Annotated in this window: 13 protein-coding genes; all 13 read right to left on the bottom strand. The window is 67.2% G+C overall.

Annotated features, from left to right (window positions below):
- Positions 1-208: 208 nt before the first annotated feature.
- On the bottom strand, positions 209-886 hold the full coding sequence (locus tag KL771_RS20605) for a hypothetical protein (RefSeq protein ID WP_261970392.1): 678 nt from the start codon (positions 884-886) through the stop codon (positions 209-211).
- Positions 887-1,189: 303 nt separating this feature from the next.
- Entirely contained in the window at positions 1,190-1,558 is a 369-nt protein-coding gene (locus KL771_RS20600) for a hypothetical protein (protein ID WP_261970391.1), read from the bottom strand.
- A 231-nt stretch (positions 1,559-1,789) separates the two neighbouring features.
- Positions 1,790-2,125, bottom strand: a complete 336-nt coding sequence (locus tag KL771_RS20595; protein ID WP_054359381.1) for a hypothetical protein — start codon at positions 2,123-2,125, stop codon at positions 1,790-1,792.
- A 2-nt stretch (positions 2,126-2,127) separates the two neighbouring features.
- A complete protein-coding gene (locus KL771_RS20590) occupies positions 2,128-2,607 on the bottom strand; it encodes a TIGR02594 family protein (protein WP_261970390.1) in 480 nt (159 codons plus the stop codon).
- Between the two features lie 123 nt (positions 2,608-2,730).
- On the bottom strand, positions 2,731-3,771 hold the full coding sequence (locus KL771_RS20585; protein WP_261970389.1) for a phage late control D family protein: 1,041 nt from the start codon (positions 3,769-3,771) through the stop codon (positions 2,731-2,733).
- 11 nt (positions 3,772-3,782) lie between these two features.
- On the bottom strand, positions 3,783-4,004 hold the full coding sequence (locus tag KL771_RS20580; RefSeq protein WP_261970388.1) for a tail protein X: 222 nt from the start codon (positions 4,002-4,004) through the stop codon (positions 3,783-3,785).
- Positions 4,005-4,062: 58 nt separating this feature from the next.
- Positions 4,063-4,476 (bottom strand): phage tail protein, encoded by a 414-nt coding sequence (locus KL771_RS20575; RefSeq protein WP_261970387.1) that lies wholly within the window; start codon positions 4,474-4,476, stop codon positions 4,063-4,065.
- Positions 4,476-6,440, bottom strand: a complete 1,965-nt coding sequence (locus KL771_RS20570; RefSeq protein WP_261970386.1) for a phage tail tape measure protein — start codon at positions 6,438-6,440, stop codon at positions 4,476-4,478. Before KL771_RS20570 ends, KL771_RS20575 begins: the two co-directional genes overlap by 1 nt.
- Positions 6,441-6,445: 5 nt before the next feature.
- Positions 6,446-6,934 carry a hypothetical protein gene (locus KL771_RS20565; RefSeq protein ID WP_261970385.1) on the bottom strand — a complete coding sequence of 163 codons (489 nt, stop codon included), beginning with the start codon at positions 6,932-6,934 and terminating at the stop codon, positions 6,446-6,448.
- A complete protein-coding gene (locus KL771_RS20560) occupies positions 6,934-7,464 on the bottom strand; it encodes a phage major tail tube protein (RefSeq protein ID WP_261970384.1) in 531 nt (176 codons plus the stop codon). The genes KL771_RS20565 and KL771_RS20560 overlap by 1 nt, the downstream gene beginning before the upstream one ends.
- A gap of 96 nt (positions 7,465-7,560) precedes the next feature.
- Positions 7,561-9,075, bottom strand: a complete 1,515-nt coding sequence (locus KL771_RS20555; RefSeq protein WP_261970383.1) for a hypothetical protein — start codon at positions 9,073-9,075, stop codon at positions 7,561-7,563.
- A 27-nt stretch (positions 9,076-9,102) separates the two neighbouring features.
- On the bottom strand, positions 9,103-9,555 hold the full coding sequence (locus KL771_RS20550) for a hypothetical protein (RefSeq protein WP_261970382.1): 453 nt from the start codon (positions 9,553-9,555) through the stop codon (positions 9,103-9,105).
- Between the two features lie 24 nt (positions 9,556-9,579).
- The gene (locus tag KL771_RS20545) at positions 9,580-12,417 is read right to left on the bottom strand and encodes a glycine-rich domain-containing protein (protein WP_261970381.1); all 2,838 of its coding nucleotides are present in this window, start codon (positions 12,415-12,417) and stop codon (positions 9,580-9,582) included.

Genomic DNA, 12,417 nt, shown 5'->3' with positions numbered 1-12,417 from the left:
CCGCGGCCAGCTACCTCGGCTTCGTCCAGATCGCAGCCATCCGCCTCTGGATACGGGCATTTGTCAACAGGGCCTAGCAGCCTCAGCCCAATTCCAAGCCCAGAAAGAAAAAATGAATACTAAAGATAACTTCAATGCCTTCATGATAGCATCCCCTGTTAGCAAAAATCATAAATACTCGCACCAAACAAAACGTTCAAACCGCACGTTAACGTCCTCGACGATGTTTTTCGCAAGCGGCTAGCATTGATTCGTTAGAATAGACAGTGTACTCGAATCCTTTATCCTTTAGTAAAATCGGAACTACAGCGTCAAAAAAGCCACTGAAGCGTTTCCGCTGCGGATCAATTTCCGTTGAAATACTTGGTTGTAATATAATAATCCTTTCCCCCGCTGCACCAAACTCAAAGATGGCTTCGTGCGCGGTGAAAAACTGTGATAAAAAGCCACTAATTCCTGCGTCTAGGTCAATATAAAACTCACCCTTCCTGTATTCTGCGGTAAAATGAAAAGTCGATCCGGGGCTCAAGGCCGCGTGCATCCGGAGTTCTGGAACCCAAGAATCTTTCTCGATTGTTGTTACGTGTGCATAATTTGGCATTGCGATTGTGAAGTAAGGAGTTTTTCTAACATTCATGGGACATGATAACATAAGTAAATTGTTACCTATTTTTTCTTTGTCAATGTTGCTACTGTTATCTTGCTTGCAAATGGCGAAGCGCCGAAATATCAATTCTTTGTCCGGGCCAATTGCCGCGTTCTTAAGAACGATCCATTTGCTATTCAAAATAAACTCACACGTTTCGGTGCCTGCAGAAGCGTCTGCGCTAATACTGATGCTGGTAACAGTTGAGATGAGTGCGAGAAAAATTTTCCGCCAAAACATTTATGGCCTTCCTCCGAATGGGAAATGTCCCGCCCGATGTTAAAATGGCGTTCGGCGGACATTGCTATAGGGGGGGGTACGCAGCCGCTCGAGAAGAGTCAAGGCCGGCGCCGACGGTATGAGCGTGATGGGCGAGGAGGGCGGGACGCAGGATGGCGGCGAACCCGTTCGGAGCCCACAAGGCCGGCTGAGCTTTCGCCGGCCTCATGCCGATGGAAGTCGGCATCGGAACGCAAAAAATCGGGGGTGCGCCGACGATCGTCGACGCACCCCTGCTGAGATACTTCTTCATATGTTGGTTCTTCAACCGTCGCCGGCGGCCTTTCCTTTCACCTCCCGCTCGACAAAATCATCCGCCCGGTCGCGCACGGCCGTGACGGTGTTGATGGCGGCCTGACAGGCGATCATGCCGACGACGCCGAACAGGAAGGCGGCGACGGGCTCCATCTCGGCCGGAGACGGCAGGTGCTTGTCTTCGAGCAGGAGCGCGGCGGTCCCGATCAGGATCTTGGCCGCGACGGGATGCCAGACATAGGCGCTGGCGGCGCCGACGAGGCCGCGGGTGATGCGCTCCCACCAGCGTCCGGTGCCGAGCACCATGCCGACGGCGCTCCCAACGGCACCGGCGACGATGACTTTGACGGAGAGCCCAAGAAACACCGGCTCGCTCATGGGCGTCCTCCTGTGGGGGTGAGATTGGGACTGCGCCCGGCGATCAGGTCGTCACGGATCCTGATCGCCCCGACATGGGCCTGGTGCCGGTTCGCACAGTCGACGAGATGCTTGCGGTCGGAGCCCCAGAACCGGACAACTTCGTCCTCGGAGAGGTCGCGGTTCGGGAGCGTTGCTGGCCGTTCGCAGGCGCGCGTCAGGGTGAGGTCGACGGGGTCGATCCGCGGCGGGTTACCGGAGCCGGTCGAGGGCGCGCACGCGGTCAGCGCCGAGACCGCAGCGAGGAGAGGCAGGGACCGGAGCATGAAGCACCTCGTCGAGGATGGCGGCGGTCTGGCGCTCGGCCTCGAGCGAGCCGAGCGCAATGGCACGGGTGGCTTCGCGAGCGGTCTCGTTGGCGAGGGCCTGGCGGTTCTGCTCGGCGATGGCGCGCGCCAGGCAGGCGGCGCGTTCCCGGGTGGCGCCGCGTTCCTCGGCAACGAGCGCTACGATCCCGAGCGCGATGAGGCCTCCGAGCAGCGCGGCGAGAGCCCCACGGCTGGGGAGGAGAAGTCCGAGACCCAGCATGGTCAGGCCTCGCTCCGGGAGAGCTGCCCGTCGCTGGTCATGAGCGGAAGGGCAAAATTGTCGGGCTCGGACCCGGCCGGCCAGCGATAGCCGAGCACGCGTTTGCGATCGAACGGCTTGATCGAGACGGCATTGCCCTGGTTGCCGCCGAGCACCATCAGATGGCCGGCCTTGTCCTTGCCGACCACGAAGCCGACATGGCCGGCATGGGGTCCGCGCTCGAACACCACGATGCAGCCGACGGCCGGCGCGCCGAGCTTGATGCCCCAGGTCAGGTAGGACCGCGCCCAGCCGGTGCGGGCGGAGACGATGCCGGCCTCTTCGAGCACGGCGGAGACGAAGGCGGCGCACCAGGGCGTCTCGTCGTCGCTGACGCCCGGAACCTTGGCGGTCTTCCAGAGCCCGACGACCTTGGGATTGTGGTGGGGGCCGGCGATCTCGGTGAGACCGAGATAGGCGCGGGCATGCTCAAGCCAGTTCATGGATGTCCTTATGCGGTCAGGGGTGGGGGGCGAGCGCGGAGCGGCGAGCCATTCGGCGCGCAGGGGAAAGCGCATCGGTGAAGCCTCGGGGGATGGATGGGCCGGCAGTCCCGGTCTCGACCGTCAGCCCTGCGGACGGGCGAGTTCGATCCGCGTGACGAAGCCGCGGGCACGGTCGAGGGCGTGGGCGACGGCCTTGGCGGTGTAGGTGCGATCGATATCGGGGTGCAGGCCTGCGACGATGACGGGCGCCCCGGCCTGCGCCCCAGCCAAGCCGTCGATCTCGACCGTCCCGCCGCCCTTCTCGTGTTCCTGGTCCTTGCCCTCGGCCGTGGCCGCGTCTCCGGCCTCGGCCTCGTCGGCGCGAGAATGACGGATGCTCTGCCGGGTCGAGCCCGACCCGCCGGTGACCGTGATGGTCTTTTCCAGCCACTTGGCCTGAGCCGGGTCGTACCAGCGGCTATTGACCTCGGCGAAGGGCGTGCGGCCGGCATCCGGGGCGAGGTCCCAGGAGATGACGTTGACGCCGTAGGTGACGAGGATCGGCGACAGGGCCTGTCTGCTGGCGGAAAGTCCGGCGCCCTTGGGGACGATGACACCGTGGGTGCCGACCACCTTGAAGAGACCGCCGACCTCGCGCGCGACACGCCGGCCCCAGCCTATGGCGCTCTCGCCATCCATGGCCCAATAGGGCCGCGTGATGGCGCCTAGACTTGCATGAACCTCGATGGAAAGACCGCCGGCCGTGCCGAAGTCTGCGGCCGCGTCCTTCAGGCTGGCCCCGTCCTTGTGGCGCGTCTTCGGGCTCTTGGCATCGGAGGTCGTGTCGAGGGACGTGCAGCGGATCTCGATCGAGCGGCCGCCGCCGCGGTCGCCCCGCGAACGGGCGGTCTCGACGAAGCCGGTGAAGACCAGGGTTCTACCGGCAGGCTCTGCGCCGAGCGCGATGGAGACGGGTGTACCCTTCGGCGGCAGCGCGAAGGCCGGCATGGGCGGCACGGTGCCGGGGATCGTGTCGGAGAGCAGGATCGTGGCCGTGTCGGCATCGGCCTCCTCGTTGAGGACAACCTCGACCCGCATCAGAAAGGGGGCGATCCGGTCGTCGACCGAGGCGCCAGCGAAGGTGATTGCATAACGGGCGCGCGACCAGGCGAGGTTTGCCATCCAGGCCTCCGTCAGTCGACCAGCCGCACGGGACGGATGCTGCGCGCCCGCTCGAGTTCGCCGACCTCAGGGATAGCGATGCGGGTGCCGACGGCGAGTTCGTCGCTGGCCTGCGCCAGGTCGGGGTTGGCCTCCAGGGTTCGTTCCACCAGACCCGGCACCAAGCCGCCTGCGACCTTGAACACCAGCCGCTCGAGCGTGATCCCGCGGGCGCGGACCGTGACGACCGGCATGGTGCTGCCTCCGGCGGGTCCTGCTTCAGAGAGTTGGCCCGTCTTGGCGAGACAGACCTCAGAGCGACAGCAGCGCCGCCAGGTGCCCGGCCGCACTCGGCTGGTCGCAGGCCATGCATTCGATCTCGAAGGTGACCTGTCCGGGCCGGCCCCGGCCGTCGAGATGGGTGGCCTCGGCGCGGATATTGGTCATGACGATCCAACCGAGAAGCCGGCCGTCGCCGCGCAGGAGAAGCTGGGGCATGCCGGTGCGCATCAGGGCGACGAGACTGCGCACCGCCTCGCCGCCGCCGAGATGATCGGGGAACAGCGCCCCGCGGATCGTGAAGCGGTCGTCGCCGGCGCCGACATGCTCGAACGGCTTGCGGCTGCCGATGATGTCCTTGCGGGCAAAATCCTCGGTCGCCTCCTCACCGAGAGTGTCGGCATTGACGACCAGGTCGAACGCGAAGGGACCGATCGACATCAGCATCAGCGCCGCCCGCCATCGTCACCATAATTGCCGGGCGGGGCGAAGCCGCCATTGAAGCCCGAGGGTGCCTCCACGCGCGGACGGATCACCGGATGGACGGCATCGAAGGCGGCCTGGATACGAGCCGCGATGGCCTTGGCTTCGGCGACCGCCGCCTCGCCATTCTGCCGGATCGTCTCCGGCAGACCCCGCGTCGGATCGTCGAGCGGCGCGACCGGGACGATCATGCTTGAGAGGGGCTTGCGCCGTTCCTCAGGCGTCGGCTTGCGGATCGGCAGCCGATCGGTCGGCGGGGCCGGCGGCTTCGGAATGTCGAGCGGACCAGCATCGTCGAGCGAACCATAGGGCTGGAGACCGGGGAGACGGCCCCCTATCTCGGCGGACTGCCGCATCGACTTCAGTCGGGCGATCTCGGCCTGGAGCGCCATCATGTCGGCGACCGCCTGCTCGCGCATGCGGGCGATCTCGGCCGGTATCGTCCGGCCACGGTACTTCTCGTCGATCCGCTTGGCCGTGGTCTCGAAGACGCCGATCATCTGCTTCAGCCGCGCCTCTTTGGTGGCGACCTCGTTGTCCATTCGAGCGTCGATCCGGTCCTGGACGGCGCCGAGCACACCGCCTCGCTCGCCGCTGAGAAAGCGCAGCGGGTCTTCGACCGCCTTGGCGAGGTCGCGCACGCCGTCGCGGATGCGGCCCTCGCCGAGCGCGCCGAGCGAGCGGCCGAGATGATCGAAGCTCGTCGCCGCGCTCTCGGCCGCGCTGCCGAGGCCGGAGAGCAGGCTTGAGACGCCGGCGCTGTCGGCGAGCCGGCCGAGCGAGCGCAGCGCCGTGTCCCAGGCATCCGTCAGCCGCTTCAGCCCGGCGGCCGCATCGCCAGAGACCTGGCCGAGATCCTTCAGCGTCGTGCCGTCCACGGAGCGCAGCGCATGCCCGAGCCGCTGTAGTTCGCCGCGCTGCGCCAGGAGGGCCCGCATGCCACGGGCGAACTCCATATCCTGGAAGAGCTGCGGCAGCTTCGAGAGGTCACCCTTCAAGGCGCGGGTCGAGAGATCCAGGAACACCTCCAGGAGGTCGCGGCCCTCCTGGCGAGCCTTGGTCATCTCCTTGCGCAGATCGACACCCATCTTGGAGAACTTCTTCGCGGTCTCCTCCGATTCCATCTTGGCGAAGATGTTGTTGGCCGACGCCGCGGCCTCCTCGGCCGAGCCGGTCTGCGCGCGGATCACCTGCAGCATGGCAACCATCTTGCGCAGGCCCTCGGTGCCCGACATTCCGATGGCGGCGGCGGCCGGGGCGAGGCTCGGCAGATAGCGGGCCATGTCCTTCAGCTCGAACTTGCCGGCCTTGCCGCCGGCCACAAGAATGTCGAAGGCCTGCTGCATCGACTTGGCGGGGATCTTCAGCGAGGTCCCAAGCGCATCGGCCGAGTTGGCGATATCGACGATCTCGGCCCCGGCGGCCTGGGCGGTGCGAGCGACGGACGGCAGGAACGCCATGGCGTCGGGCAGCGAGCGGCCGGCGGCGACCAGCGCCTCAACGCCGCCCAAGACCTCGGACTGGGTCAGACCGACCTCGCGTGCTGTCGCCTTCAGCTGCGGTCGTGCCCGCGCGATCATGCCGGCGGTTGCGTCTGCGGTGAGGCCGACGCGGGTCAGGCGACGCTCGAAGTCGGCAAAGCGGCGATAGCCGTCAAAAGCGGTAGAGCCGACCGCATAGCCGCCGATGGCGCCGGCCAGCATCCGGCCGCTCCCCGCCAGAACGGTGCCGGCAGCGCCGACACCGGCGCCGAGGCCGGCGCCAGACCCGGTTCCAATCCCACTCCCAGCTCCAACACCGAGCGTTCGGCGACCCTGGGCCTTGCGGGCCGTCGCGTCGAGCTCATGCAAGTCCCGTCGCATGCGGGCGGCCGGGCCGCTGACCTGGTTCAGGAGCTGCATGGTCAGGGTGGAGCGGATGTCACCCATGCCGGTCATCCATGCTCGATGCCCTCCATGGAGACACCGACGAGGTCGACGAGGCAATCCGCGCGGGCCGTGGGCAGAACGGTCTCGTCGTCGTCGAGATCGGTCGGCAGAGCGGGAATGCGCGGGGCTGCCTCCGACGCCACGGAGGCCACATTGGCTTCCAGGTCGGTTGCGATCAGCGAAGTACTGTTGGGGACAGGCAGGAGATCGGGCGGCAGGAGGGCCCTGGCGGCTTCCAACGCCGCCTCCACGTCGGGCCAGCGGAGGAGGCCGACTTTGTCTTGGTCGAGGTCCGACATCGCTGCCAGGATCTCGCGCGGGCCGGCGCCGTCGAGGCCGCGCAAGGCCTCCAGATCGTCGAGTGTCGGCGGTACCAGGTCAATGTGCGCAATGCGGCGACGGCCGAGCCGGAGTGGGTAGGCGAGAGCCACGCTGATACGCGGCGCTGTCGTGTCGTAGGTCGGCTCATGCCGCGGGGCGGGATAGAGCGCCATCACGCCAGCCCCAGATACTGTCGGCGCGTCGCCCACTCGTCGATACCGAAGCGGCGGACGACGGCGCGGAAGAAGTCGACCAGGAACCATTCCTCGCCGCCGATCACGAGCCGGTAGTAGGTCACGTCGGCGAGCATGTGGTCGTGGCCCATCTCCTTCGACGGCCCGAACTCGTCCGGCGTCATGGTACCGAGCGAGCCGCGGAATTTTGCGACGCATTCCAGTTCGGCGCCGTCGGACTTGCGCCGGATCGAACCGCGCATGGTGATGGTCTCGACGCGGCCGGAGCCGATGGCCGCGGCGCGATAGGCCTCGCGGTCGAAGCCGGCGAGCTTGAACTTCGGCTCCAAGGGCTTGATCGAGCCCATGTTCCACTTGACGCCCATCGGCGCGCCACCGGCCTGATGCTCGACGGTGACGAAGTCGATGCCCGGAAGGGTCGCGTTCTGGACGACCAGATGCTTGGACTTCGATGGGTCGTGCTTGCCGATGAAGACGTTGGCGGTCTCCAGAAGAAGGACATCAGACATTTGGGATATCTCCAAACAATCCCAATTCTGAACGAATCGTGATTGAAATAAATTCAAGGTTGCGAATTTTTGGAACAAATATAATACGAATCATGATCACCCCTCGACCAGGACGCCGGCCTGCCCGGAGAGGGCCGCGATGAGGTCGTCGATGGCCTGGACGTAGGGCCGCGACAGCAGGGTGGCCTTCCGGAACACGGGCGCCTCCTCGAACTTGGTCTCGATGAAGATGTGACCGGTCCTGAGGTCCGAGGGGTTGTTGAGGTTCGGATCGAAGCGGCAGGCATAGCCGAGGATCTCGCCGCGGGCTTCCGCGATGCGGAGCACGTCCTCGACCGTGTCGACGATGGTCTCGATCGTCTGGCGGGTCAGCCGGAAGCGGCCAAAATAGCTGCGGAAGGTGCGGATCACGGTGAGCTCGATGAAGTCGCGCCCGCGCACCTTGTGCATCTGGCTCCAGATCGGCTCGGAACCGATCGTCTCGAACGCGAAGGAGACGAAGCCCCCCTCGGCGGCGGCGAAGTCGTCGCCGGCCTCACCGCGTACGAGCGGTCCGACCTGGTGGGCGAGGAGCTGCTGGGCCTCGACGCTGTCGTCGAGCCAGGAGAACTCGATCGCGCGGGTCGGCGCGACGATGCCAGTGACGGGCTGGTTCAGGATCGGGTTGAACGGCCGGCCGTCGGCCTGGAAGTCGCGGCGAATGTGCAGGCCGATCTGGATTGCGGCCTGATCGGTCGCGACCACGTCGCCCGCCGTGTTCGTGACGAGCACGCCGGGCGTGACGATGCCGATCCGCTCGGACACATGGAGTTCGCGGAAGTCGAGGTCGCCCTGCTCGGAGAGACCGGGCGCCTGGATGTAGGCGATGCCGAGAAAGGCGTTGAGCACGGCCGGCAGGGCGGCGACGATCGGGTTGGCCAGGCGCGCAACAGTGACGGTGACGACGGCGGGGGTCTCCGGCGTGCCGCCGGTCAGGGTGAGCGGATAGGTGCCGGGCGTATAGCCGTCGCCGGGATCCGTGATGGTGAGACCGGTGACAGCACCGCTGGTCAGCGTGACGGTTGCGGCAAAGCCTATACCGGCTCCAGCCCCAACGGGCAGCGTCGCGGTCGGCACGGTGTCGTAGCCGGCACCGGCCGCCGCAATGGTATGGCCGGTCACGCCGACCCTGGTCCGACTGGACCAACCGCCCGGGATGTGGATCAGGCGCGGGTAGGCGCCGACATCCGGTCCGCCGCGCTTGAAGGCATGGATCCCGGACCGGGCGGCGGCATTGCCGACGATGGCGGCGATGGTCGCGTCGTCATCTTCTCCTTCAGCGGTCCTGACCACGATGATCTGGGCGCCAGTCTGGGTGCGGCCGAGTTGAGCATTGATCAGGCCGATGGCCCGGCCCATGTCGCCGTCGGGATCGATCATGCGTGCGGTGGCATCGGTCGATTGGAAGCGGACGCAGGTGTCGAGCGGAAAGCGAGCTGCGAAGGCTTCTGCCGAGGTTGCCGCTGCCTTCTCGAACGGACCGATCAGGCCTGCGACCGACATGACGGCATAAGACGGCGGCGCCGGCTCGTTGGCCTCGCGCTGGATGGACAGGCCGACGGTCACGGACATGGGAACTCCTTGAATGGGGATGTCGAGCTAAAGACCGCCGGCCAGGCGGAAGAGGTCGTCCACCTCATCGGACGTCATGCCGCGGGCGTAGCGGACGGCTTCGACGAGCGGGTGATCGCGCCGGAACGCGACGGCGCCGCTGACCAGCATCGTGGCGGCGAAGCGCTCGCCTTTGGGCATCGCGTCGATGACGACCTGCAGGGCGGCAGGAATGTCGCCGGTCCGCACAGCCGCCAGCGCCTCAGCCTCCGTGATGAGGCTGGAGATCGCGAGAGCGTGGAAGAATTGGCGATCGGACACGACCGCGGGGACGGGACCGGGTAAAGGCGGCGGCGGAATAAACACCTCACCATCGTAGCGCCAGCCGATCTCGGCGGTGCCGTCGTCGGGGACGAGGACGACACCGGGTAGGCTGTTCGGCCCGTCTGCCAGGACCGTGTTCACGACCCGGCCGGCTTCAACGACGTGGTAGCGTGGCATGGGCCGGCCTCCTCGCAACAGGCTTCAGAACACGATGACGTGGAGCTCGCCGCGCGCACCGGCTCCGGAGGTCGTGCTGTCGCCGGCGCCGCCGCCGCCCGGTGCGATGCCGTCCTTCGCGGTGGACGAGCCGCCATTGCCGCCGAACTTGGAGAGGCCGCCCGATCCGGAGCGCGACGAGCCGCCGGCGCCGCCCCATTCGCTGTTGCCGCCGTTGCGGTCGTTCTCCGCGCCAGCCCCCGCGCCTCCCCCGAAGAAGGAGGACGCGCCATTCCCCGAGGTGGCACTCGCACCGCCGAACATGCTGTCGCCGGCCGCACCGGTACCGATGCCCCCGGTCGCGCCCGACGCCGCACCGCGAACGCCACCCCCACCACCCCCCGCTGAGTTGGTGCCGGTCTGGGTTCCGCCCGCGCCGCCGTGGCAGGTCAGAAAGGATCCGAACGTGCTGTCGCCACCGGCTTGTCCGGACTGATTGCTGGTCCGGGCAGCACCGCCCGCGGCGATCGTGACGGCGACCGTGGCCGGCAGATCACCGAGGCGGAGCCAGGCCCAGTTGAAGGCGCCGCCACCCCCGCCACTGCGATCCTGGGCGGTGCCGCTCGAGCGCGCCCCGGACCCGCCACCGCCCCAGCCGCGCGCAAGGACGGGCGTATCGTCGGACTTGCCCAACGGCTTGGTCCAAGTGCCGCTCGTGGTGAAGAGCTGGACATCGAAAGATGAACCGATGCCGAGGGTCGTGCGCGCTGTGGCGGCGTCGCCGTCATCAAGGAGGCTGCGTGCGAAGGCGGTGAGCGGTGTCAGCGCGGCCGAACCGGCTCCGGTCCCGGTCAGATAGGCCAGGCGGTCGGCGGCCGGGGTCAGGCCGGCGATCGCCTGGATGATGGTGGGCTTGGTGGCAATCTCGGCCCATGCCACATCGCCCCAGGCCTCGGATGCGGCGGTGGCGCCGGCCTTCAGAACCTTGCCGCTGTTGGTCGTGCCGGTCGCCGGGACATGACGATTGCCGTCGCCGCTCGGATGCAGATAGGCGTTGGCATTGGCGGCGATGCCGTCGAGCTTGGTCTTGTCGGCCGTGGACAGGAAGCCGGCGGTGGCGGCCGTGGCGTCGGCATGGGCATGCGAGGACGCGGCCGCCCCGAGCGTCGTGCGGGCCGTGGCCGCGTCCACGTCGTCGATCAGACTGCGACCGAAGGCGGTCAGGGGAGCGAGAGCTGCAGAGGTCGGGCCGTCGTAGTAGGCGAGGCGGTCCGCCGCAGGGTTCAGCGCGGCAATGGATCCGAGCGAGGGCGGGACACCGGTCAACTCCGACCAGATGACCCAGTCCCAGTTGTAGGCCCCGGCGGTAGCGGACGCCTTCAGAACCTTACCGGCATTCGTCGTCCCATTGGCGGGTACATGCCGCGCGCCGTCGCCGGTCGGATGCGTGTAGGCATTGGCGCCGACCTCGATGCCGTCGAGCTTGGTCTTGTCGGTCCCCGACAGGAAGCCCGAGGCGCCGCCGGGGACCGCATGGGCATGGCCGTGGCCGGCAGCGGCGGCGCCGATGGTGGTGAGAATCGCTGCTCCATCGGCATCGTCGAGGATCGTGCGCGCGAAGGCCGAGACGGTCATGAAGGCGCCGGAGCCCGGCCCGGTGTAGTACCAGACCCTGTCGGCTGCGGCCGTGCCGCCAGCCAGCGCCGCGATCGTGCCCGGCACGCCCGAGGTCAGCGTCGTCCAGGCGTGCTCGTGGCTCGTCGCCGCAGCCCCGAGCGTCGTGCGCGCTGCGGCTGCGTCCGCATCGTCGAGAAGGCCGAGCATGAAGCCCGACAGGACAGCGGTGTCGAGCTTGGCGGCCACCGCTGCGGCCATGGCCGCCAGGACAGCCTGAACGCGGGTCTGACCGAGAATGCTCGGACTGACGACGACCTGGGATCCGGCATAGTCGCCGTCGGCGGGCGCCACGCCACCGGTGCGGCCGTTGAAGGATGAGACCGCCGAGGTCGCGGGCACATAGGCGACGCCCCAGGCCAATCCGTCGAACCGGCGCAGCTCCTTGGCGGATGTGTTCCAGTAGAAGTCGCCTTCCTCGACCGGAGCGCCATTCGGCTTCGTCGTGGGGTTTGCCGACCCCGGTGGCAGGACATGCTGGGCGAGGTCGAGCAGGGCCGCCAGATGCGCGTCGGCAATCGCTTCGGATGACGCGGCACCTGTCGCCGCAGCCTCAGCATCCGATCGAGCGACTTCCGCGCCGGCGCGCGCGATCGAGGCATCGTCGGCATGGCCCTGCGCCTCGTCGCGGGCCGCCTCCGCCTCGGCTCGCGTGACCTCCGCGGCTGCCGCCGATCCGGCCGCCTCCTGGGCCGCCGCCGCATAGTCGGTGCCCGAGACGGCGATGATGGTCCAATCGGCATGGGTGCCGGAGCCGGTCAGGCGATCGACCTCAATCGTCATGAGGCCCGAGGCGCGATCGTAGGCGACCCGCTGGCCGGCCATGAAGATCGAGGGGTCGCCGGTCTTCATCACGCCGACGAAGCCTGCGGGCGTAAAGCGAGCACGGTCGGCCTCGGCGACGACCACGGTCAGGGTTCCGATCGCCACCTCGGCAGCCGTGGTCGACGTGGCCTCGAACAGGAGGCCGACATCGGTCAGGACACGCAGACGATCGAAGGCATCGGCGAGCTTCACCTGATTGTAGGCAAGCACCGTCTCCAGGATGGTCGCCTTGATCGCCTCCAGGCTGAGAACCCGGCCTTCCTGGTCGGTCAGGCGATCGTTCAGGTCGTGGGCCAGGAAGGTGAGCAGGTCCTCCGGCGACAGCCCGTCGCCGCGCGCCGCCCCGTCGATCGCGGCACGATACTGAGACCAGCGATCGGCCAT

The sequence above is a fragment of the Prosthecodimorpha staleyi genome (assembly GCF_018729455.1).
Taxonomy (GTDB): Bacteria; Pseudomonadota; Alphaproteobacteria; order Rhizobiales; family Ancalomicrobiaceae; genus Prosthecodimorpha; species Prosthecodimorpha staleyi.
The sequence above is the reverse complement of the archived record's forward strand: the minus strand, read 5'-3'. Positions and strand labels throughout refer to the sequence as shown.

Excerpts from the sequence above, each read along its gene's own strand:
- KL771_RS20605 (WP_261970392.1), bottom strand. The coding sequence starts at position 886 with ATGTTTTGGCGGAAAATTTTTCTCGCACTCATCTCAACTGTTACCAGC.
- KL771_RS20600 (WP_261970391.1), bottom strand. The coding sequence starts at position 1,558 with ATGAGCGAGCCGGTGTTTCTTGGGCTCTCCGTCAAAGTCATCGTCGCC.
- KL771_RS20595 (WP_054359381.1), bottom strand. The coding sequence starts at position 2,125 with ATGCTGGGTCTCGGACTTCTCCTCCCCAGCCGTGGGGCTCTCGCCGCG.
- KL771_RS20590 (WP_261970390.1), bottom strand. The coding sequence starts at position 2,607 with ATGAACTGGCTTGAGCATGCCCGCGCCTATCTCGGTCTCACCGAGATC.
- KL771_RS20585 (WP_261970389.1), bottom strand. The coding sequence starts at position 3,771 with ATGGCAAACCTCGCCTGGTCGCGCGCCCGTTATGCAATCACCTTCGCT.
- KL771_RS20580 (WP_261970388.1), bottom strand. The coding sequence starts at position 4,004 with ATGCCGGTCGTCACGGTCCGCGCCCGCGGGATCACGCTCGAGCGGCTG.
- KL771_RS20575 (WP_261970387.1), bottom strand. The coding sequence starts at position 4,476 with ATGCTGATGTCGATCGGTCCCTTCGCGTTCGACCTGGTCGTCAATGCC.
- KL771_RS20570 (WP_261970386.1), bottom strand. The coding sequence starts at position 6,440 with ATGGGTGACATCCGCTCCACCCTGACCATGCAGCTCCTGAACCAGGTC.
- KL771_RS20565 (WP_261970385.1), bottom strand. The coding sequence starts at position 6,934 with ATGGCGCTCTATCCCGCCCCGCGGCATGAGCCGACCTACGACACGACA.
- KL771_RS20560 (WP_261970384.1), bottom strand. The coding sequence starts at position 7,464 with ATGTCTGATGTCCTTCTTCTGGAGACCGCCAACGTCTTCATCGGCAAG.
- KL771_RS20555 (WP_261970383.1), bottom strand. The coding sequence starts at position 9,075 with ATGTCCGTGACCGTCGGCCTGTCCATCCAGCGCGAGGCCAACGAGCCG.
- KL771_RS20550 (WP_261970382.1), bottom strand. The coding sequence starts at position 9,555 with ATGCCACGCTACCACGTCGTTGAAGCCGGCCGGGTCGTGAACACGGTC.
- KL771_RS20545 (WP_261970381.1), bottom strand. The coding sequence starts at position 12,417 with ATGGCCGATCGCTGGTCTCAGTATCGTGCCGCGATCGACGGGGCGGCG.